20 protein-coding genes are annotated in these 20498 nt (G+C 73.5%); 11 read left to right on the plus strand and 9 right to left on the minus strand.

Annotated features, from left to right (window positions below):
- Together ACFFHC_RS00295 and ACFFHC_RS00300 are read right to left on the minus strand one after the other, a co-directional pair.
- Positions 1-1126 (minus strand): S8/S53 family peptidase (locus ACFFHC_RS00295; protein ID WP_446685141.1); only part of this gene is annotated, 1126 nt, incomplete at its 3' end.
- Between the two features lie 143 nt (positions 1127-1269).
- Positions 1270-1809, minus strand: a complete 540-nt coding sequence (locus ACFFHC_RS00300) for a YbaK/EbsC family protein (protein WP_379802507.1) — start codon at positions 1807-1809, stop codon at positions 1270-1272.
- A 25-nt stretch (positions 1810-1834) separates the two neighbouring features.
- Here ACFFHC_RS00300 and ACFFHC_RS00305 point away from each other — a divergent pair, with 25 nt between their 5' ends.
- The gene (locus tag ACFFHC_RS00305; protein ID WP_379802508.1) at positions 1835-2062 is read left to right on the plus strand and encodes a PIN domain-containing protein; all 228 of its coding nucleotides are present in this window, start codon (positions 1835-1837) and stop codon (positions 2060-2062) included.
- A 38-nt stretch (positions 2063-2100) separates the two neighbouring features.
- On the opposite strand, the gene ACFFHC_RS00310 is transcribed toward ACFFHC_RS00305, so the two are convergent.
- The 3 genes from ACFFHC_RS00310 to ACFFHC_RS00320 form a co-directional block, all read right to left on the minus strand.
- The gene (locus ACFFHC_RS00310; protein ID WP_083323633.1) at positions 2101-2796 is read right to left on the minus strand and encodes an HNH endonuclease family protein; all 696 of its coding nucleotides are present in this window, start codon (positions 2794-2796) and stop codon (positions 2101-2103) included.
- Between the two features lie 71 nt (positions 2797-2867).
- Positions 2868-3347 carry a glutathione peroxidase gene (locus tag ACFFHC_RS00315; protein WP_101849522.1) on the minus strand — a complete coding sequence of 160 codons (480 nt, stop codon included), beginning with the start codon at positions 3345-3347 and terminating at the stop codon, positions 2868-2870.
- A gap of 56 nt (positions 3348-3403) precedes the next feature.
- Positions 3404-4948: a S8 family serine peptidase gene (locus ACFFHC_RS00320; protein WP_101849523.1), complete on the minus strand. Its 1545-nt coding sequence runs from the start codon at positions 4946-4948 to the stop codon at positions 3404-3406.
- 200 nt (positions 4949-5148) lie between these two features.
- On the opposite strand from ACFFHC_RS00320, the gene ACFFHC_RS00325 reads away from it, so the two are divergent.
- The 10 genes from ACFFHC_RS00325 to ACFFHC_RS00370 are packed head-to-tail and all read left to right on the plus strand — an operon-like array spanning position 5149 to position 17205.
- The gene (locus ACFFHC_RS00325; protein WP_379802509.1) at positions 5149-7662 is read left to right on the plus strand and encodes a phosphoketolase family protein; all 2514 of its coding nucleotides are present in this window, start codon (positions 5149-5151) and stop codon (positions 7660-7662) included.
- Positions 7655-7945, plus strand: coding sequence for a GNAT family N-acetyltransferase (locus ACFFHC_RS00330; RefSeq protein WP_379802510.1), 291 nt, complete (start codon positions 7655-7657; stop codon positions 7943-7945). Before ACFFHC_RS00325 ends, ACFFHC_RS00330 begins: the two co-directional genes overlap by 8 nt.
- A 58-nt stretch (positions 7946-8003) precedes the next feature.
- Positions 8004-9032 (plus strand): citrulline utilization hydrolase CtlX, encoded by a 1029-nt coding sequence (ctlX, locus tag ACFFHC_RS00335; protein WP_379802511.1) that lies wholly within the window; start codon positions 8004-8006, stop codon positions 9030-9032.
- Positions 9029-9985 (plus strand): MurR/RpiR family transcriptional regulator, encoded by a 957-nt coding sequence (locus ACFFHC_RS00340; RefSeq protein ID WP_101849525.1) that lies wholly within the window; start codon positions 9029-9031, stop codon positions 9983-9985. Before ctlX ends, ACFFHC_RS00340 begins: the two co-directional genes overlap by 4 nt.
- 57 nt (positions 9986-10042) lie before the next feature.
- Positions 10043-11500: an APC family permease gene (locus ACFFHC_RS00345; RefSeq protein ID WP_101849526.1), complete on the plus strand. Its 1458-nt coding sequence runs from the start codon at positions 10043-10045 to the stop codon at positions 11498-11500.
- A 5-nt stretch (positions 11501-11505) separates the two neighbouring features.
- Positions 11506-12831 (plus strand): type I glutamate--ammonia ligase, encoded by a 1326-nt coding sequence (locus ACFFHC_RS00350; RefSeq protein ID WP_379802524.1) that lies wholly within the window; start codon positions 11506-11508, stop codon positions 12829-12831.
- Entirely contained in the window at positions 12821-13963 is a 1143-nt protein-coding gene (locus tag ACFFHC_RS00355) for an amidohydrolase family protein (RefSeq protein WP_238138163.1), read from the plus strand. Before ACFFHC_RS00350 ends, ACFFHC_RS00355 begins: the two co-directional genes overlap by 11 nt.
- Positions 13964-13967: 4 nt before the next feature.
- Positions 13968-15182, plus strand: coding sequence for a M20 metallopeptidase family protein (locus ACFFHC_RS00360; protein ID WP_202820459.1), 1215 nt, complete (start codon positions 13968-13970; stop codon positions 15180-15182).
- Positions 15182-16510 carry an aspartate aminotransferase family protein gene (locus ACFFHC_RS00365; protein WP_101849559.1) on the plus strand — a complete coding sequence of 443 codons (1329 nt, stop codon included), beginning with the start codon at positions 15182-15184 and terminating at the stop codon, positions 16508-16510. Before ACFFHC_RS00360 ends, ACFFHC_RS00365 begins: the two co-directional genes overlap by 1 nt.
- Entirely contained in the window at positions 16507-17205 is a 699-nt protein-coding gene (locus tag ACFFHC_RS00370) for a class I SAM-dependent DNA methyltransferase (RefSeq protein WP_379802512.1), read from the plus strand. The genes ACFFHC_RS00365 and ACFFHC_RS00370 overlap by 4 nt, the downstream gene beginning before the upstream one ends.
- A gap of 6 nt (positions 17206-17211) precedes the next feature.
- Here the strand turns inward: ACFFHC_RS00370 and ACFFHC_RS00375 are convergent, their stop codons facing one another.
- The 4 genes from ACFFHC_RS00375 to ACFFHC_RS00390 form a co-directional block, all read right to left on the minus strand.
- Complete coding sequence (locus ACFFHC_RS00375) at positions 17212-17679, minus strand: hypothetical protein (protein ID WP_379802513.1); 468 nt, start codon at positions 17677-17679, stop codon at positions 17212-17214.
- Positions 17680-17861: 182 nt separating this feature from the next.
- A complete protein-coding gene (locus ACFFHC_RS00380) occupies positions 17862-18500 on the minus strand; it encodes a response regulator transcription factor (RefSeq protein WP_379802514.1) in 639 nt (212 codons plus the stop codon).
- Complete coding sequence (locus ACFFHC_RS00385) at positions 18497-19759, minus strand: sensor histidine kinase (protein WP_379802515.1); 1263 nt, start codon at positions 19757-19759, stop codon at positions 18497-18499. The genes ACFFHC_RS00380 and ACFFHC_RS00385 overlap by 4 nt, the downstream gene beginning before the upstream one ends.
- A gap of 41 nt (positions 19760-19800) precedes the next feature.
- The gene (locus tag ACFFHC_RS00390; RefSeq protein ID WP_379802516.1) at positions 19801-20388 is read right to left on the minus strand and encodes a maleylpyruvate isomerase family mycothiol-dependent enzyme; all 588 of its coding nucleotides are present in this window, start codon (positions 20386-20388) and stop codon (positions 19801-19803) included.
- Positions 20389-20498 lie beyond the last annotated feature (110 nt).

A 20498-nucleotide genomic window follows, 5' to 3' on the forward strand; every position in this document is an offset into this window, starting at 1 on the left:
CCACCACGTGGATGCCCTTGGCCACGGCGGTCCGGATGGCGTCGTAGGCAGCCGGGTCGATCTCCACGGGGGCGAAGCCCCCGCCGCAGCCGGTGAGCTGCTGCTCGAGCAGGATCACGTCGCCGGCCTGCAGCTTCTGTGCCGAGCGGGTGATGGCCGCCCCGGCGGAGAAGCCGTACTCGCGGCTCACCGCGTTGGCCACGTACCCGGTGGCCGTGGGGGCGATGCCGGTGACGCCGGAGCCGTTCTCGTCGCCGATGACCTCACCCATCACGGCGGTGCCGTGCTCGGGGTAGCTGAACGACGGCGTGCCGGTGGCGATGAGGGCGCCGCTGCGGGCCAGCTGGGAGAGGTCCTCGTGGTTCATGGTCCAGCCGAACTCCACGTCGGAGACGGCCACGTTCTCGCCCTTGCCGCCAGGCAGCTTGTTGACGGCCAGGGCCTCGATGCCCTGCTGGGATGCCGGGCCGCGGTAGGTCTGGCGGCCGCTGAAGTCCGCGGTGGCCAGCATGTTGACGGGGCTGCGGCCATCCTTGCGGAACACGGCCTCGGGGGAGGCAACGGCGGGGGCGGCGGCCGCCATCGCCTCGGGCGGCGTCACCGGCAGGGGCTGCGGCATGGCCGCCTCCACGGCGGGGTCGGCCTGCAGGCGGCGCAGCACCTCGTCGCGGGAACCGGCGTCCACGCGGGCCACCATCCACAGCGACATGTCGGCCTGCTCCGCGCCGGAGCGCTGCTCGGCCGTGGCCTTGAGGGAGCGCAGCGAGGAGGCGGGGGCGTCCACCATCGGGCGCACGTCACGCAGCGCGCCACTGCGGGTCAGGCGGGAGACGGCGCCCGGCCCCTCGGCGGCCAGGGCGCTCGTGCGCTGGGTGGTGGAAGTGCCCTCGGCCAGCTTGAACTGGATGCGGGTGCGCGACTGCCCGGCGCGGGCCACCGGGGTGGTCGAGGAGGCGACCGCGCGGGGCTCGAGGGTGGTGCGCGGGGCGGTGCCGGTGGTGGGGGTGCTGCTGGCGGTGGTCGGGGTGGGGCCGCCGGTGTGTGTGGTGGCCGGGGCGGCCAGGGCGGACGGGGTGACGGTGGTGGCGAGGGCCGCGGCGAGTGCGATGGCCACGGATCGGTTCATGGAGTTCTCCTCGGGAGGGGGTGAGGGTGTGGGGAACCCACATCGTGGCAACGGCGACCTCAAGCTCGGCCCATGATTCGGTCAGGATCTGGTCAGGAACGACGACGGGTCGTCGACCGTTGAGTGGTGGCCGGCCGCCGGGGTCAGCCGGGGACGACGAGGTCCAGCACCTCGGCGCCCGGCAGGGCGGCCAGCTCCGCGCCGGGCACCAGCAACTTGGCGCCTCGCACACCGCCGCCGACGACCACGGCCTCGGCGGCGGCCACGCGCTCGTCCACGAGGATCGGCCAGTCGGCGGGAAGGCCCACCGGGGTGATGCCACCGGAGGTCATGCCGGTGGCGGACTCCGTGGCGGTCTGGTCGGCGAACGAGATGCGGCGCACGCCCAGGTGCTTGCGGACGGTCCTGTTGACGTCCGCGCGGTCGGTGGCCAGCACCATCACCGCTGCCATTGTGGTGGTCTCCCCGCGACGACCCTCCACCACCACGCAATTGGCCGACGCCTCGGGGGACACCGCGTAGGTCTCGCAGAAGGCAGCGGTGTCGGCCAGGTCGGCGTCGATGCCCACCACCTCGGCGCCCGGCACGTGGCCGGCGCGAGCGGCCTCGGCCACCGGGGGTGCCACCAGGTCCAGCCCGTCGGCCAGCGGCGTCCACTCCAAGGTCCCTCGTGCGCTGCTCATGGCCCGAGGCTAGAGGGCATCCGGGGTGGTCGACGAGTTGCTGGACGCACTCGGCATCGAGGTGGTGCCGTTCACGCCTGCGCAGGCGCGTGCCGCCCGTGCCGCCTTCCGGGACATCGGTTGGGGAAGCGGTCATCCCGCCGGGCTCAACCTGGGTGACTGCTTTGCGTACACCACTGCGCAGGACCTGGGGGAAGCGTTGCTGTTCACGGGCGACCACTCCCCCCACACCGACGTGCGGCGAGCCTGCTGAACGCCGCGCCGGAGGGGACTCGGGGCACGGCGGCGGGGTCAGACGCGGTTGACGCGCAGGGTCACGTTGGAGCACTGCGAGGCCAGGCGGGTGAGCGCGGCCTTCTCGGCGGGGTCCACGGTGAGGCGCCAGCGGATCTTCACGGCCACCCACTCCTGCACGTAGCGGCAGCGGTTGGCGCGGGGCATCCACGCCTCGGGGCCCTTGGCGCTCTTGGCGCGGTTGAGTGAGGTGGTCTGGGCGTTCAGCGACCGCTTGTCGCCGAGGTCGTTGTGGAAGGCCTTGCGGCGGGTCTGGGTCCAGCGACGTGCGCCGGAGCCCCAGGCCTCGGCCACCGGCACCGTGTGGTCGATCTGCACCGTGGAGGGGTACCGGTGGGTCCTGTTGTCCCAGCTGGTCACCCACCTGCCGGCCTTCACCGTGCAGCGACGGCTGGAGTACGTGGGGGTGATGCGGGACTCCTGGACGAGCACCTCGTGGCGGGTGTTCTGGCAGTCCCCGTTGGCGTCACGCCACTCTCCGAAGAAGCGGTCCCGGTCGTACCCGGCGTTGTTCTCGTGGGCGACCGGCAGGTTGCGGACGGCCGTGCGCAGCGGGGCGGAGTACGCGCCGGCGGTACCGGTCGAGGCGGTGGCAGGCACCAGGCCGCTGCTGATGACGGCCAGGGCTGCCGCCGCCGTCACGAGGACGCGCGGGCTGCGACGGGTGCGGGAGGGCAGGGTGGACGTGGGCATGCGCGGACTCCGTTCGGACGCGGGGTGGTTGCCGCCTCCGGGAGTGGCCGCGGTCGGCGAAGTGTAGCGCCTCAGAGGCCGATCTCGAGCAGTCGCAAGACGTCGCCGCCCATCTCGGCGGGGGTGGTGCGCGGGGAGTAGCGCTTCACGAGCTTGCCCTCGCCGTCCACGAGGAACTTGGCGAAGTTCCACTCGACCTCCTCGCCGCCGGACTCCTCGCGCAGCCAGGCGAACAGCGGGTGGGCCTCGTCACCGTTGACGTCCACCTTGGCGAACATCGGGAAGGTCACGCCGTAGTTCTTCTGGCAGAACCCGGAGATCTCCGCCTCCGTGCCGGGCTCCTGGGCGCCGAACTGGTTGCACGGGAACCCGAGCACCACGAACCCGGCACCTGCGTGCTCGGCGTAGAGGTTCTGCAGGTCCTCGTACTGGGGCGTCAGGCCGCACTCGCTGGCGGTGTTCACCACCAGCACCAGCTGTCCGGCGTAGTCGCCCAGCGAGCGCTCCTGCCCGTCGATGGTGGTGGCCGTGAAGTCGTGGAGGGTCGTCATGCCCCCAGTGTGCTCCCCACCCGGGGGCGACGGTGCGGCCCCCGGGTGGGGTGGCATCACTCGGCGACGCCGGACCCCATGGCCTCCACGGCCTTGACCACGTTGGGCAGCGGGCCGATGTGGCCGGCGTCGCCCTCGGGCTGCGGGGTGCCGGTCTCCACGACCAGGTCGCGCATCTGCGCCGGGGTGAGCTCCACACCCCTCTCCTGCGCGATGGACGAGATCTGCGCCACCGCCCCGGTGACGATGGGGGAGGCCGAGGAGGTGCCGGAGAAGCCGTCCGTGTAGTGCGTGTTCTCGTCGCTGCCGTACAGGTCGCCGTAACCGGCGCTGGTGACGGTCTCGCCCCATCCCTGCACGTTCACGCGCGAGCCGTAGGTGCTGAAGTCCAGGCGCGAGCCGGGCGTGCGGCCCGAGCGCGACCCGGCCCCGGCGCCCACGATGATGGCGCCGGAGTCACCCTTGCCGTCGGGGAAGGTCTCCCCGCCGTAGCAGGGGTCGTCCAGGTTCTGGGTGCCGTTGCCGGCGGCCTCCACCACGTGGATGCCCTTGGCCGTCGCGGTCCTGATGGCGTCGTACGAGGCCGGGTCCAGCTCCACCGGGGCGTACCCGCCGCCGCACCCGTTCACCTGCAGCTCCAGCAGGATCACGTCGCCGGCCTCCAGCGTCTCGGCGGCCAGGGCGATGGCGGCGCCCGGCGCCCACCCGTTCTCCAGACTGATGGCGTTGGACATGAACGGCGTGGCCGCCGGCGCGATGCCGGTGACCCCGCCGCCGTTGTCGTCCCCGACGATCTCGCCCATCACGGCGGTGCCGTGGGGGCCGTAGGACGGGTCCGGGGTGCCGACGGCCAAGAGCGCGCCCTCGCGGGCCAGCTGCGTGAGGTCCTCGTGGTTGCGGTGCCAGTTGTACTCGATGTCGGCGACCGCCACGTTGGCCCCGTCGCCACCGGGCTGCTCGGCCGCCGCGACGGCCTCCACGCCCTGCTCGGCGGCCGGGCCCCGGTAGGCCTGGCGGTCGGTGAAGTCCGGGGTGGCCAGCGGGTTCACCGGGTCGGCGCCGTCGGCGCGCAACGCGGCCAGCGGGGTGGCGGCCACCTTCTGCGGACCGGCCAGCGGCTCCGCGGTCGGCAGCGGCTGGGCCATGGCCACCTCCACGGCCGGGTCCGCGTCGAGCTCGGCCAGGACGCGGTCCATGTCGGCGGCGTCCACCTCGGCCAGCATCCACAGGGACATGTCGGCCTGCTGGTCCCCCGAGCGCCGCTCGGCGGTGGCCTTCAGGGCGCGCAGGTCCGCGGCGGGGCGGTCCACCATCGGGCGGAGGTCGCGCAGCGTGCCCGCGGCGGCCAGCGAGGAGACGGCGTCGTCCCCGGCGGCGGCCAGGGTGCCGGCCAGCGCGTCGGGTGAGGTGCCCTCGGCGAGCTTGAGCTGGATGCGGGTGCGCGAGCGGTGGTCGTCCGAGAGCCCGCCGTCGGCGGTGGCGGCCACGCGCGGGCGCAGGTCGGGCGCAGCGGGCGACCCGGCATCGGGGGCGGCGGTGGCGGCCGGTGCGCAGGTGGCGGCCAGGGCGACGAGGGTGGTGAGCGCGAGGGTGCGACGCATGGTGTCCTCCAAGGGGGGTGAGGGGGTCCTCGTGATGGTGGCCCCGCGTCCCTCGAGCACGGACCAAGCCGCGGTCAGGAGTTGGCCAAGGGTTTGGCAGGGGTGTCGAGGTGCGCCGGACCGGCTGGGGTGGCTAGCGTGGTGAGCGGGCCCGGGGACCGCCGGCGCCCGGTGAGCGACACCACCCTCGAGGAGCCGCTGTGACCGCACCGACCGCCTGGCCCGACCGGCCCTCCACCCCGCTGACGGCCGAGGAGGCCGCACGGATCCACCAGTGGTGGCGGGCCGCCAACTACCTCTCCGTGGGGCAGATCTACCTGCTCGACAACCCCCTGCTGCGCCAGCCGCTCACCGAGGACCACGTGAAGCCCCGCCTGCTGGGCCACTGGGGCACCACGCCCGGGCTCACCTTCCTCTACGCGCACATGAACCGGGCCATCCGGCAGCGCGGGCTCAACGCGTTCTACGTGACCGGCCCCGGCCACGGCGGCCCGGGCCTGGTGGCCTCCACCTACCTCGAGGGCACGTACACCGAGACCTACCCCGGCATCACGCGCGACGAGGCCGGCCTGCAGCGGCTGTTCAAGCAGTTCAGCTTTCCCGGCGGCATCCCCTCGCACGTCTCCCCGGAGGTCCCCGGATCCCTCCACGAGGGCGGCGAGCTGGGGTACGCGCTCTCCCACGCCTACGGGGCGGTGTTCGACAACCCCGACCAGCTGGCCTTCACCGTGGTGGGTGACGGCGAGGCCGAGACCGGTCCGCTGGCCACCGCGTGGCACTCCAACAAGTTCCTCAACCCGCACACCGACGGGGTGGTGCTGCCGGTGCTGCACCTCAACGGCTACAAGATCGCCAACCCCACGGTGCTCGCCCGCATCCCCGAGGACGAGCTGGCCGCACTCATGACCGGGTACGGCCACACGCCGCTGTTCTTCACCGCCGGGTTCGACGACGAGGACCCGATCAGCATCCACCAGCGCTTCGCAGCCGTGCTCGACGAGGCGCTCGACATGATCGCCCGCTTCAAGGCCGATGCGGCGGTGCGCGCCGAGCAGGGCCAGGACCCCACCGCCGCCGACGGCTCCGTGCCGCACGCGCACCGCCCGGCCTGGCCGATGATCGTCTTCCGCACCCCCAAGGGCTGGACCGGCCCGGCCGAGGTGGACGGCAGGCAGACCGAGGGCCACTGGCGCTCCCACCAGGTGCCCCTGGCCAGCGCCCGCGACACCCCCGAGCACCTGAGGGTGCTGGAGGACTGGCTGCGCTCCTACCGCCCCGAGGAGCTGTTCGACGCCGACGGCGCCCTGCTGCCGGAGATCGCCGCCACCGCACCGGAGGGCACCGCCCGCATGTCCGCCAACCCGGTGACCAACGGTGGCGCGGTGCTGCAGGAGCTGGAGCTGCCCGACTTCCGCCGCTACGCCGTCCCGGTGGAGGAGCGCGGCGCCGAGGTGGTGGAGCCCACCCGCCGCATGGGGGCCTGGCTGCGCGACGTGGTGGCCGCCAACCTGCAGAACTTCCGTGTGTTCGGGCCGGACGAGACCGCGTCGAACCGCCTGCAGGACGTCTACGAGGTGACCCCCAAGCAGTGGATGGGGGAGTACCACCCGAACGACGCCGGGGAGCCCCTCGGCCCGTCGGGCCGGGTCATGGAGGTGCTCAGCGAGCACCAGTGCCAGGGCTGGCTGGAGGGTTACCTGCTCACCGGCCGCCACGGCCTCATGAGCAGCTACGAGGCGTTCATCCACATCGTGGACTCGATGTTCAACCAGCACGCCAAGTGGCTCAAGGTCACCAACGGCATCGAGTGGCGGCGCCCGCTGGCCTCGCTCACCTACCTGCTCAGCTCGCACGTGTGGCGGCAGGACCACAACGGCTTCTCCCACCAGGACCCGGGCTTCATCGACCACGTGGTGAACAAGAAGGCCGAGATCATCCGCGTGTACCTGCCGCCGGACGCCAACACCCTGCTGTCCACCATGGACCACTGCCTGCGCTCGCGGCAGTACGTCAACGTGGTGGTGGCCGGCAAGCAGCCCACGCCCACCTGGTTGTCGATGGAGGAGGCGGTCGCCCACTGCACGCGCGGCATCGGGACCTGGGAGTGGGCCGGCACGGTGCGCGACGGGGAGCTGCCGGACGTGGTGCTGGCCTGCGCCGGAGACGTCCCCACCGTGGAGGTGCTGGCCGCGGCCACCCTGCTGGAGCGCGAGCTGCCGGGGCTCAGGGTGCGGGTGGTGAACGTGGTGGACCTGATGCGGCTGCAGGACTCCGGCGAGCACCCGCACGGCATGGACCGCGACCAGTTCCGGGCCCTGTTCCCCGAGGGCACCCCGGTGGTGTTCGCCTACCACGGCTACCCGTGGCTCATCCACCGGCTGGTGTACCGCAACGACACCGGGTCGGACTTCCACGTGCGCGGCTACCGGGAGGAGGGCACCACCACCACGCCGTTCGACATGCTCATGCGCAACGACCTCGACCGGTACCACCTGGTGATGGACGTCATCGACCACGTGCCGGGGCTGCGCGCACGCCACGCCGGCCTGCGCCAGCGCATGGAGGACAAGCGCCTGGAGGCCCGCGCCCACGCCTACGCGCACGGGGTGGACCTGCCCGAGGTGGCAGGGTGGCAGTGGTCCGACAACCAGGACGAGGCCGATGCGGGCGCCGCGGCGGCCCGCATGGGAGACACCGGAGGCGACAATGACTGACCCGACCGTGACCGTGCGGGAGGACACCGCCGAGCAGCGCTTCGAGGGATACGTCGACGGGGAGCTGGCCGGCTTCACCGAGTACCAGCTGGACGGTGACGTGCAGGTGATGCCGCACACCGTGACCCTGCCGGAGCACCGTGGCCAGGGGGTGGCCCGAGCCGTGGTGGGGGCCGCCCTCGAGGCCGCGCGCGAGGCCGGCCGCACCGTGCGCCCGGACTGCTCCTACGTGCGCCACCTCATGCGGGACGAGCCGCAGTACGCCGACCTGCTGGCCGACTGAGGCACGGCCTGTCCGTGGGGGGCGGGGCACGGTCGGGAGCACCGGTAGATTTGACCCCATGAGTGCACAGGCCCCCTCCAGCGTCATCCTCGTCCGCGCCCTGAACTTCACCCCCAACCCCTCGACCGCCGCCGACAACGCGTTCCAGTCCGAGGTGGCCGAGGGCACCGACGCCGCCACCGTGTCGCAGCAGGCCATCGCCGAGATGGACGCGCTCGCCGAGGCGCTGCGCGAGGCCGGCGTGACCGTGCACGTCTTCGAGGACGACGAGCTCACCCGCCCCGACAGCGTGTTCCCCAACAACTGGGTCTCCACCCACGCCGGCGGCTACGTGGCCGTCTACCCGATGTACGCCTCCAACCGCCGCCTCGAGCGCCGCGCCGACGTGCTGGAGATGCTCAAGAGCACCTACCGCGTGCAGACGATCGTGGACTACTCCGGCCTGGAGCCCGACGGCATCTTCCTCGAGGGCACCGGCGCGATGGTGCTCGACCACGTCTCGCGCGTGGCCTACACCGCGCGCAGCCACCGCGCCGACGAGATGGTGCTGGAGCGCTTCTGCGCCGACTTCGGCTACGAGCCCATGGCCTTCGACGCCGTGGACTCCGACGGCGTGCCGGTGTACCACACCAACGTCATCGCCACCATCGGCACGGACGTGGCCCTGTTCGCCCTGGACATGATCAAGGACGAGAAGCGTCGCTGGGCCGTGGGCGAGCGCCTCACGGTGAACGGCCGCAAGATCGTGGAGATCACCGAGGAGCAGGTGCGCGAGTTCGCCGGCAACGCCATCGAGCTCATGGGCAAGGACGCCGACGGCAGGCTGCAGCGCATCATGGCGATGTCGGGCCGTGCCCGCCGCTCGCTGACCGACGCGCAGGTGGCCGCCATCGAGGAGTCCTGCCGCATCGTGGCCGTGGACATCCCCACCATCGAGCTGGCCGGTGGGTCCGTGCGCTGCATGATCGCCGGCATCCACCTGGACCGCCGCCGCGACGTCGAGGTGGAGTTCACCGAGGCCGTGCGCGCCATCGACGAGTTCCCGTCCACGCAGGACGGGCAGGACCTGGACGGCTCCGGCAAGTGAGTGCGGGGTCGCCGAGGGAGGCGGCGCTCGCGGCGGAGGGTCTCACCGTCGCCGAGCGCACGCGGGCCGGCCTCGGCGACCTGAGCGCGGGTGAGCGCAAGGTGGGGCGTGCGCTCCTCGCGCTCTACCCGATGGCGGGGCTCGAGACCGTCGCCGCCCTCGCGTCCCGGGCCGGCGTGAGCGCCCCCACCGTGGTGCGTTTCGTGGGGCGGCTCGGGTACGACGGGTACCCGGCCTTCCAGCGCGCGCTCATGCGCGAGGTGCAGGATCGCATGGGCTCGCCCGTGGAGCAGTACGCCGAGGGGCGGGACGTGCCCGAGGGGGGCGCCTTCCTGCCCTGGGCGGCGGACGTCTACACCGCCCGGGTGCGCGAGTCCTTCCACGAGGTGCCGCCGAGCGAGTTCGAGCGGGCCCTGGAGGTCCTCACCGACCCGCGCGCCCGCGTGCACGTGGTGGGCGGTCGCTTCAGCCACGTCCTGAGCGACTACCTGGTGGCGCACCTGCAGTGGCTGCGCCCCGGGGTGCGGGCCGTGCCGGCGGACGAGTTCTCGCGCGTCGCGCTGGTGGGGGACGCCGACGAGCACGACGTCCTCGTGGTCTTCGACTTCCGTCGTCACGACCCCAGCACCGTCCAGCTCGCCGAGCTGGCCCGGTCCGCCGGGGTCCGTGTCGTGCTGTTCACCGACCCGTGGCTCTCGCCCGTGGCCGAGCTGGCGGAGGCCGTTCTGCCCACCCGGGTGGAGTCCCCGTCGCCCTTCGACTCGTTGGTGCCGGCCATGGCGCTGGTGGAGGCCGTGGTGACCGCGGTGACCGAGCGTCTGGCCGAGGAGGGGCGTCTGCGGGTGGAACGCCTCGAGGAGGTGCGCAGCCAGCTGGACCCGCACACGCCCTCGGCACTGGCGCCCCAGGAGGCCAGCACCGGACCCGCTGGCGGCGCGGAGACGGCTGGCTAATAAACATTTCGTAACGACCTCTTGACGGTCGATGTGTGTGATCTGTTTCATGGCGACATGAGCACTCACACCGATCCCGCACGCGTGGCGGGGCCCGACGAGCCGCAGCTCGGCGCCGGCGGCCGTGGCCTGGGCGTCTGGGAGGTCGCAGCCCTCTCCGTCGGGTTCATGGGGCCGGTCATGGCCATGTCCCTCAACGGCATCGGCATCGCGGGCCTCGTCGGCACCGCCGTGCCCTTCACCTTCCTCGTCTCCTTCGTGGGCACCCTGCTGGTGGCCTACGCCTTCGTGCGCCTGACGCGCCACTTCACGCACGCCGGCAGCGTCTACGCCCTCTCCGGGGTGACCCTCGGTCCGCGCGCAGGCTTCTTCGGCGGGTTCGCCCTTCTGGGCACCTACCTCTTCTTCGCCGCCTGCATCGCCGGTGCCTGTGCCGTCTTCTTCGAGGCGATGCTGGAGCAGTTCGGGGTGACCATGCCGTTCTGGGGCTGGCTCCTCGTGGCCATCGCAGTGGCCGCGCTGACCCTGGTGCTCAACCTGCGCGAGTCCACGGTCACCACCCGCACCCTGCTCGTCATCGGCATGGCCGGGATCCTCGCGATGGTGGTGCTCGCCGTGGTCATCGTGGCCAAGGTGGCCTCCGGCTCCGCCCCGGTCTCCACCGGGGTGGACCTGAGCACCCTCACGCCGGGCGAGAACTCGTGGAACGCGGTCATGACCGCCTCGGTGTTCGGCTTCCTCTCGTGGGCCGGCTTCGAGTCCGGGACCTCGCTGGCCGAGGAGTCCCGCGACCCCAAGCGCACCATCCCGCGGGCCCTGCTCGGTGCCGTGGTGCTGGCCGGCGTGCTCTACACCTTCGTGATGTTCGCCCAGACCATCGGCTACGGCACCGACGCCGCCGGCCAGGAGGCCTTCGCCGGTGCCAGCTCCACCCTTACCGACCTGGGGGCCAGCTACCTCGGGCGCTGGTTCGCCGTGCTCATCTCGGTGGTGGCGTTCCTCGTGGCGCTCGCCTCCCTGCTCAGCTCGGTGGCCGCCGCCGCACGGCTGCTGTTCGCCCTGGCCCGCGACGGCTTCGGCCCCTCCGTGCTGGCCCGCACCGACGCCCGCACCGGGGTCCCCACCGTGGCCACGGCGACGGTCGTCGGCACCACGCTGGCGCTGGTGTTCCTGCTCGCCGGGCTCCGGGGCGGGCCGGTGGAGGTCTACTACTGGTACGCCACCATCGCCACCCTGTGCATGGTCGTCGCCTACGGCATGACCTCGGTGGGCGTGCTGCGCCACGCCTTCCGTCCGGGCTCCGGCATCGCGCGGTGGGAGGCCCTCGTGCCCGTGCTGGGCCTGGCCTACCTCGGCTACGTGTACCTCGTGCAGGTCACCGGCCAGGAGGCCCCGTACACCTACTTCCCCTGGATCGCAGGGGCCTGGTGCCTGCTGGGCGCCGTCGTCATCTTCGCCAAGCCCCGTCTGGCCGAGCGCATCGGCGCCCGGCTGACGGCCGAGGACCTGGAGTGAACACCATGTGCGAGAACCCGCAGTGCCCGACCACCGACGACCTCACCCCGCTCACCTTCGTGGCCACGAGCGACCTCACCGCCGTCACCAAGGGACGCGCACTCCCCTCGGCCAACCTGGGGGAGAAGGACACCACCGGCTGGGTGCCCGCGAACCTGGGCATCGGCACCGGTGGCCACATCGCCGAGAAAATCCCGTTCGGGTCCACCGGGGACCTGCGCCTGCGCCCCGACCGTGCGGCGAGCTACCCCCTGCGGGGTGTGCCCGGGAAGCCCGACACCACCATCGTGTTCGCCGACGTCATCACCACCACCGGTGAGCCGTGGGGCTGCTGTCCGCGCACCTTCCTACGGGACACGGTGGCGGCCCTGCAGGAGGAGTTCGGCGTCACCGTCAAGGCCTCCTTCGAGCACGAGTTCATGGACCGCGACGCCACTGACACCCACCACCCCTTCTCGTGGCGCTCCTACCGGGCCGCCGAACCGCTCGGGTCGCGCGTGGTCACCGCGATGCAGGCTTCCGGGCTGGAGCCGGAGAACTGGCTGCCCGAGTACGGCCTGCACCAGTACGAGGTCACCATGAAGCCCACCGACCCCGTGGCGGCGGCGGACCGCGCCATCGTGGTGCGCGACCTGGTGCGCGACGTGTTCGCCTCGGCCGGGCGCCGTGCCTCGTTCACCCCGATGCTGATCCCCGGGGAGTCCGGCAACGGCGTGCACGTGCACTTCAGCCTGAGCGACGCGCAGGGGCGCAACGTGTTCTTCGACGACTCCCGCCCCGGGCGCCTGTCGGAGTTCGGCGGCCGCTTCGCCGGCGGCATCCTGGAGCGTGCCCGCTCGCTGGCCGCGCTGTTCGCGCCGCTCTCGGCCTCCTACCTGCGCCTGCGTCCCCACCAGTGGGCCTCGGCCGGCATCTTCCTGGGCCTGCACAACCGGGAGGCCCTGCTGCGCCTGTGCCCCACGGTGGAGATCGACGGACGGGACCCCGAGCCGCAGCTGCACTTCGAGTTCCGTGGCGGTGACGTGGGGGCCAACCCGTGGCTGCTACTCGGCGTCGTCCTGCGCGCCGGCCTCGAGGGCCTGCGCCAGCAGACCGAGCCCGCCCGGGCGCGGGAGGGAGAGGTGGACCTCACCGACGGTGCCGACGGCATCCCGGAGTTCCCCCACTCCCTCGAGGAGGCGCTGCAGCTGTTCGAGGCCGACGAGGAGGTGCGCGGCTGGTTCGACCCGGACCTGGTGGAGACCTTCCTGCGCATCAAGCGCGAGGAGCTCGCGGAGGTGTCCTCCCTGAGCGACACCGAGACCTGTGAGTGGTACGCCCGTGTCTACTGAGGCACTGGACCTGGGCGCCCTGGAGCTGGTGGACCACCACTGCCACGGCGTGGTGACCACCGACCTGGACCGGGCCGGGATGGAGGACCTCCTCACGGAGTCCGACGCCCCGGCCCCGGCCGGCACCACCTTCTTCGACACGCAGCTGGGCTTCGCGGTGCGGCGCGAGTGCGCACCGGTGCTCGACCTGCCCCCGTTCGCCGTCCCGGAGGACTACGTGGCGCGGCGGGCCGACCTGGGGGCGGCCGAGGTGAACCGTCGCCTGCTGCGCGCGGCCGGCATCGGGACCTACGTCATCGAGACCGGGCACCGATCCGATGAGATCCTCACGCCCGAGCAGATGGCGGAGGTGACCGGCGCCGGCCACGCCGAGGTGGTGCGTCTGGAGGTGATCGCCGAGCAGGTGGCCGCCCGCGTGGAGCCGGCGGACTTCCCGGCGGCCTACCGGGCGGCGCTCGACGACGCCCTGCGTACCGCGGTGGGGGTCAAGACCATCGCGGCGTACCGGGGCGGGCTCGACCTCGACCCCGAGCGTCCCACCGACGACGAGGTGGTGGCCGCCGTGGCCGCCTGGACCCGGTGTGCGGAGGGGCCACTGCGGCTCACCGACCCGGTGCTCGTCCGCTTCGGCTGGTGGGAGGCGGTGGACCGCCAGGCGGTGGTGCAGGTGCACGTGGGGTACGGCGACCCGGACGTGGACCTCCACCGGTGCAACCCCCTGCTCATGACCGAGCTGTTCCGCCGGACCCGGGGGACGGGGGTGCGTTTCGCCCTGCTGCACTGCTACCCCTACCACCGTGAGGCCGGCTACCTGGCCCACGTCTTCGAGCACGTGTACTGCGACGTGGGGCTGGCGGTGAACTTCACCGGCGCCCAGTCGCCGCAGGTGGTCGCCGAGTCGCTGGAGCTCACCCCGTTCCACAAGGCCCTGTTCTCCTCCGACGCGTTCGGGGCCGCCGAGCTCTACCATCTCGGGGCCCTGCTCTTCCGCCGAGGCCTCGGACAGGCCCTGAGCGAGTGGGGGAGGACCGCCGGCTGGCCCACCGAGGAGCAACTGCGCGTGGCCCGCATGGTGGGATCGGAGAACGCCCGCCGCCTGTACCGCCTCGAGAACCCCACCACCGGAGGGTGACTGCATGACTGACGCCGCCCACCCGACCGCCACTGCCCTGCCGGGGCTGGAGGACCTGCAGGAGCGCTGGACGAGCGCCCTGGAGGACCACCTGCCCGATGCCGTGGAGCTGCGCCACCGCGTGCACGCCGACCCGCGCGTCTCCGGGGAGGAGGAGGACACCGCCCGCCTGGTGGAGGAGGCCCTCGGCATCCCCATGGCGCGCCTGGCCGACGTGGGGCGCATCGGGCGCATCGGCCCGCAGGAGGGGCCGGCCGTCCTCGTGCGCGGGGAGCTCGACGCCCTGCCACTGGCCGAGGAGACGGGGGCTGCCTTCGCGGCCTCGAACGGGGCCATGCACGCCTGCGGACACGACGTCCACCTGGCCGCCCTGGTGGCCGTGGTGCGTGCCGCCCGGGGCCTCGACCTCCCCCTGGGCCTGGTGCCCTTCCTGCAGCCACGCGAGGAGACCTACCCGTCCGGAGCGCGTGATGCGGTGGAGTCCGGTGAGCTGGAGCGCCTGGGAGTGGCCGCCGCCGTCGGGGCCCACGTGCACCCGGCGGTGCCGCCCGGACAGGTGGCCACCGGTGGGGGCGTCGTGAACGCGGCGGCCGACGAGCTGCACATCACCATCACCGGTCAGGGCGGCCACGGGGCCTACCCGCATCGAGCGTCCGACCCGGTGGCCGCGCTGGCCCACACGCTGCTGGCGCTGCAGGAGGTGGTGCGGCGGCACGTGTCCCCGATGCGGCCGGCCACCCTCTCGGTGGGGCACGTGCAGGCCGGTGCGGCGAGCGCCAACGTACTGCCCTCCCGGGCCGTGGTGCTGGCCACGCTCCGCACCACCGACGCGACCGACCGGCAGGTGGTGCTGCGCGAGGTGCAGCGGGCCGTGGCGGCGCAGGCCGAGGTGTTCGGCACCACGGCCGAGGTGCGTGTGGTGCCCGGGGAGCCGGTGCTCGACAACGACGTGCAGCTCGTGGAGCACATGGACGCCTGGCTGGTGCGTGCCGGCATCGAGCCCACGGAGCCGATGCGCTCCCTGGGGGCCGACGACTTCTCCTACCTGGGGGAGCAGGTGCCGGCGGTGATGTCCTTCGTGGGCGTGCGCGTGGAGGGCCACGACGAGCCCCCGCAGCTGCACACCCCGGCCTTCCTGCCCACGGACGAGGCGGTGCGTGACGTGGCCCGGGCGATGGTGGCCGGCTACCTCGGGGCCGTCCAGCGGCTGGGGGCGTGATGGCCGCCCCGACGACCGATGCCGCGTGGTACGCCCAGGACGAGCGGCTGCTGGCCGGGGTGGAGAAGCTGCGCTTCTTCCCGCAGGTGGCGGCCTCCGGGCAGGGTGCCGTGCTCACCACCCCGGAGGGGCGCCAGGTGCTGGACCTCAGCGCCAGCTGGACCGCGACCGGTCTGGGGCTGGGCCACCCGGGCGTGGCCGATGCCGTGTCCCGGGCCGTCCGCGCCCCGGCGGGTGGGTCGCTGCTCTCGGGCACGCACCCCGATGCCGTGCTGCTGGCCCGGGAGCTGCTCGCGGTCGTGCCCACGCGGGGCGAGGACCGGCAGGTCTACCTGGGGCACGCCGGCTCGGACGCCAACGACATGGCCGTGGCCGCCGCCCGTCACGCCACCGGACGCGAGCGCATCGTGGCCTTCCGCGGCGGGTACCACGGCGGCATCGGGCGGTCGCGGGGCGTCTCGGGCGTGCACGTGGAGGCCGGGGTGCCGGCCGAGGACGGGTTGGTGCTCGTGCCCTACCCCGACCCCTACCGGCCCTGGTGCGAGGGGGACCTCCTTGCCGCGACCTTGTCGGAGGTGCGGGAGGCGTTGTCCGCCGGTGACGTGGCCGCGGTGATGGTGGAGCCCATCCAGTGCGACGGTGGCGTGGTGGTGCCACCGGACGGGTTCCTGCCCGGGCTGCGTGCCCTGTGCGACGAGTTCGGCACCCTGCTGGTGGTCGACGAGGTGAAGGCGGGGATGGGCCGCACCGGCCACCTGCTGGCCCACCGCCACGAGCAGGTGGAGGCCGACCTGGTGACCCTGGGCAAGGCGCTGGGCAACGGGCTGCCGGTCTCGGCGACCGTCGGCCCGACCGCCGCGCTGGGCACGCCGGTGGCCAGTGCGCTCATGACCACGGTGGGCAACCCCGTGTGCTGCGCCGCCGCGCGGGCTGTCCTCGCCGCCCTCGCCGACGGGGAGCTGGCCGCGCGGGCCGTGGCCCTCGGGGACCGGGCACGTGCGCGACTGAACGACTACCTCGCCTCGGGCCGGCCCGGGGCGGCCCGGGTCGGCGACGTCCGTGGCCGTGGCCTGCTGCTCGGGGTGGAGCTGGTGGAGGCCGGGTCCACGGATCCCGATGCGGCGCTCGCGGCGACCACGAGCTTCGCCGGCTGGGGCCATGGAGTGGTGGCCTACCCGGTGCGCGACAACGTCCTGGAGATCACGCCGCCGCTCACCATCGGCGAGGAGGAGCTGGACCTCGCACTCGACCGGCTGCTCGACGCGCTCGACGCCGCGGCCCGTGGCGAGGTGGACCCGGCCGATCTCGCGGCATACTCCGGATGGTGACGGGGAACCTCACCCGTCGCGCACCCACCGGCCAGGAGACCTCCGTGCCCGAGCACCCGCACCACGACCCCGCCCACCACGGCAGCCACTTCGACGACCGCGCGGCCACCTGGGACGGCACCCCCGGCAAGCGCGAGGAGGCGGCCGCCGTGGCCGGTGCCGTGGTCGACGCGCTCGACCTGCGCGGCGACGAGCGGCTGCTGGAGTACGGCGCTGGCACCGGGCTGGTGGCCGCTGCCCTGGCCGACCACGTGGGCCGGGTGACCTTGGCCGACGCCTCGGCGGGCATGCTCGCGGTGATGCGCGCCAAGGTGGCCGAGGGCGACCTGCCCGCCGGCACCCGCGTGCTCGAGCTCGACCTCACCCACGATGCCGTGCCCTGCGAGCGCTTCGACGTGGTGGTCTGCAGCCTGGTGCTGCATCACCTGGTCGAGGTGCCGCCGGTGCTCGGCGCCCTGCACGACCTCCTCGCCGAGGGCGGCCACCTCGCGGTGCTCGACCTGGACACCGACCCGGACGGTTCCTTCCACGCCCAGGTGGACGACTTCCACGGCCACGACGGGTTCGACCGCGAGCAGTTCAGCCTCTGGCTGGCCGACGCCGGGTTCGAGCGGGTGACGGTGGTCGACGGTGTGGCCGTGACCAAGCCGGATGGCGACTACCCGACCTTCCTGGCCACGGCCCGCCGCGCCTGACCCGTCTCAGCGCAGCAGCTGCACGCCCTGGCTGGCCAGGGCGCCGAAGAGCACGCCCCACAGCACGATGCTCACGCACTGCCAGCCGATGACGGCGCGGCGGTCGGCGCCCAGGCCCACCATGAGGGCGGAGGTGACCTGGCTGGGCAGCATGGTCTGGCCCAGCAGCGAGACACCCGGCACGCCCCAGCGGTCGAAGGCCCGGCGGAAGCGGCGCCGGCGGGGCGACTCCTCCTCGGCGCCGGAGGTGGCCAGGGCGCGGCCCGTGCCGGCCAGGGTGACGAAGAGCAGCATCGAGACGACGTTTCCCACCACGGCGGCAGCGACGGCCACGGCGGGGTGCAGCCCCGCCAGCACGCCGATGGTGGAACCGAAGTAGCTCTCCACGAACGGGATCGCGCTCACGAGCGCGATGCCGGCCCACTGGAGGGCGGGCGGCAGGCCCTCGGTGAAGTTCTGCAGTGCGTCCAGCACGGTGGCCTCCTGGTGTCTCGGTGGTGGCTCCAGCCTCGGGCCGTCACCGGCCACCCACCCGTGAACCCGTGCACCGGATGCCGGGGAGGCCTCACCGCCGCGGCATGACGGACGTCATGCGGGCCACCCGCACCGGCTCGGTCCCCTCGTCGGCCCGTGCCCCCGCATCGAGCCGGGACCCCTCAGATCCACCCCTTGGCGCGGGCCACCCGCGCGGCCTCGTGCCGGTTGGCCGTGCCGGTCTTGGTGACCGCCGCCGAGAGGTAGTTGCGCACCGTGCCGGGGGAGAGGTGCGCCCGCTCGGCGATCTCCTCCACCGGGGCCGCGTCGGCGGAGAGCTCCAGCACATCGGCCTCCCGGGCGCTCAGGGGCGAGGCGCCCGCGGCCAGGGCGTCGGCGGCGAGCTCCTGGTCCACGTACCGCCCGCCGGTGGCCAGCGTGCGCACGGCCTCGGTGAGCGCGCGGCGTCCCACGGTCTTGGGCAGGAACCCGCGCACCCCGTTCTCCAGAGCGCGCTTGAGGTACCCCGGTCGCCCGTGGCTGGTGATGACGAGGCTCGCCGCCTGCGGCTGCACCTGGGCCAGGTGCACGGCCAGGTCGATGCCGTCGCCGTCCGGGAGCTGCAGGTCCAGCAGGGCCACGTCCACCTCGGTGGAGCGCAGCACCGCCTGGGCCTCGGCCACCGAGCCGGCACGACCCACCACCTCGAGGTCCTCCTCGAGGGCCAGCAGGGAGGCCAGCGCCTCGCGGATGAGGGTCTCGTCCTCCACCAGCAGCACGCGGGTGCGGGCCGGGGTGGTGCCGGTGGCGTCGGGGGTCATCGGGTCTCCTGGGGGGACGGGGCAGGCGTGGGTGGTGCGTCGGTGGGCAGGGTCGCCACGAGGGTGAACCTGTCGGCGGTGGGGTGGGTCGCCAGGTGCCCGCCGGCCTGGCGGAGCCGCTCGCGCAGGCCGGCCAGCCCCGTGCCCCGGGGGCGGCTCCCCGCATCGGGGCCGGTGGGGGCCTGCCGGGGGCGGTCGTTCACCAGCTCCAGAGACACGTCGGTGGGGCCGGGGCGCACGGCCAGGTGCACGGTGCGGGCGTCGGAGTGGCGCAGCACGTTGGTGACGCCCTCGCGCAGCACCCAGCCCACGGCCTCGGAGGTGGCCGGCGGCCAGCCGGGGTGGTGCTCCACGTGCTCGGCGCCCTCGACGTGCACCTCGGCCCCGGACGAGCGCAGCAGGGCCACCGCGCCCTCGAGCTCGGCGGCCGGGTCCATGCGGCGGTAGCCACGCACCACGCCCCGGAGGTCGTCCGCGGCCTCCTGTGCGAGGCAGCGCACGGCGTCGGTCTCCGCGGCGGCGGCCTCCCCGTCGCCCCGCCGCGCCAGCTCCCCGGCCAGCTCGCTCTTGAGGGCCACCACCGAGAGGGTGCGGCCCAGCACGTCGTGGAGGTCGCGGCTGAAACGCAGCCGCTCCTCGGCCACCGCCAGGTCGGCGGCCACCCGGTGGTGGCGGGCCTGCGCGCGCACCACGCTCATGGCCCACGCGCTGCAGTACCCGATGAAGAGCCCCGTCCCCAGGCCGATTCCCAGGCCCACGGCCGACATGGGCACCAGGCGCAGGTCGCGGACGGCCAGGGTCAGGCACGCGGCGAGGGCCGGCACGCACGCGAGCGTGGTGGCCAGCCGCCAGCGGACGGCAAGGCCCAGCATCATCGCCACCGACATGGCCGTGTAGCCCATCATCGGCAGGATGCGGGGCTCCTCGGCCGCCCAGGCGGGGACGGCGGTGAGCACGGTGCCCGCGGCCACGGTGCCGGCCACCGCGGCCCACGCCGGGCCGGCGAGCTCGCCCTCGTCCTGGAGGGGCAGGGCCTCGCGCGCCATCCACACCGAGCACACCAGCATCAGCAGCACCGAGGGCAGGGTCAGCCAGCGCAGCGCGGGCAGGGCCACCCACAGCACCGCGCCGCCCAGGAACAGGAAGGTGACCAGCACGAGCGCCACCGAGAACAGCGTGTACAGGCCGAACTGGCGCACCGCCCGGTCGGTGGCGGTGCGGAAGTGCGGTGCGGGGGCGCGGCGGGTCCAGGCGGGCACGGGGCCATCCTGCCCGAGGGGGCGGGGCGCGATCGCCCGGGTCACATCGGGCTGGCGCCACCCTCCGGGGCACCCGGGCGGCGCCACTGCGGGTCGCGGCCGATGAAGGCCATGAGGCGCTCCACCGGGTCCTCGCTCTCGGTCTCCACCGCCGGGCCGTACTGGCCGGACTGGCGCAGCATCTGCTCGATGGGCTCCATGCCCTGCAGCATCTGCTCGGCGTAGTCGGGGTCCAGGTCGGGCTCCACGCCGGCGGCGCGGGCCAGGTCCCAGGTGTGCATGTAGATGTCCGAGACGTACAGGTCGCCGGTCATCTCGGCGATCGTCTGGCCGGCGAACGGGCCCTCGTCCAGCACGATGGTGGAGCGCTCGCTGTCGTCGAGCAGCTCCTGCACGTCGGCGGCGCGCTGGCGCCAGGCGGTGGCGGGGTCGGCCTGCGGGTCGCGGTCGGGCAAGTCCATGTCCACCCAGTTCTCCAGCACGGACTCGTACCAGTCGATGAGGTGCTCCACGACGTCGCCGGCGGTCCACTCCTTGACCGGGGTGGGGGCGTCCCAGTCGGTCACCGTGTCCGCCACGTCGGCGAACGCCTGGGAGAAGCGCGCGTGCAGGCCGGACTCGAGACTCATGGTGACCTCCGTGGTGTGCGGCGGGTGGGCCGGCGGTGTGCCGGGTCCGCAGGGCCATCATGCCTGTCGGGGTGTCGGGGCCGCACGCGGGAGCGCCGCGGTGCGTGGAC

The organism is Kytococcus schroeteri, assembly GCF_042433515.1.
Classification (GTDB): domain Bacteria; phylum Actinomycetota; class Actinomycetes; order Actinomycetales; family Dermatophilaceae; genus Kytococcus; species Kytococcus schroeteri.

Bases quoted from the DNA above. Each gene is read 5' to 3' on its own strand.
- ctlX (WP_379802511.1), top strand. From the start codon at position 8,004: ATGAGTGCACAGGCCCCCTCCAGCGTCATCCTCGTCCGCGCCCTGAAC.
- ACFFHC_RS00345 (WP_101849526.1), top strand. From the start codon at position 10,043: ATGAGCACTCACACCGATCCCGCACGCGTGGCGGGGCCCGACGAGCCG.
- ACFFHC_RS00310 (WP_083323633.1), bottom strand. From the start codon at position 2,796: ATGCCCACGTCCACCCTGCCCTCCCGCACCCGTCGCAGCCCGCGCGTC.
- ACFFHC_RS00300 (WP_379802507.1), bottom strand. From the start codon at position 1,809: ATGAGCAGCGCACGAGGGACCTTGGAGTGGACGCCGCTGGCCGACGGG.
- ACFFHC_RS00380 (WP_379802514.1), bottom strand. From the start codon at position 18,500: ATGACCCCCGACGCCACCGGCACCACCCCGGCCCGCACCCGCGTGCTG.
- ACFFHC_RS00330 (WP_379802510.1), top strand. From the start codon at position 7,655: ATGACTGACCCGACCGTGACCGTGCGGGAGGACACCGCCGAGCAGCGC.
- ACFFHC_RS00350 (WP_379802524.1), top strand. From the start codon at position 11,506: ATGTGCGAGAACCCGCAGTGCCCGACCACCGACGACCTCACCCCGCTC.
- ACFFHC_RS00365 (WP_101849559.1), top strand. From the start codon at position 15,182: ATGGCCGCCCCGACGACCGATGCCGCGTGGTACGCCCAGGACGAGCGG.
- ACFFHC_RS00320 (WP_101849523.1), bottom strand. From the start codon at position 4,948: ATGCGTCGCACCCTCGCGCTCACCACCCTCGTCGCCCTGGCCGCCACC.
- ACFFHC_RS00390 (WP_379802516.1), bottom strand. From the start codon at position 20,388: ATGAGTCTCGAGTCCGGCCTGCACGCGCGCTTCTCCCAGGCGTTCGCC.
- ACFFHC_RS00315 (WP_101849522.1), bottom strand. From the start codon at position 3,347: ATGACGACCCTCCACGACTTCACGGCCACCACCATCGACGGGCAGGAG.
- ACFFHC_RS00360 (WP_202820459.1), top strand. From the start codon at position 13,968: ATGACTGACGCCGCCCACCCGACCGCCACTGCCCTGCCGGGGCTGGAG.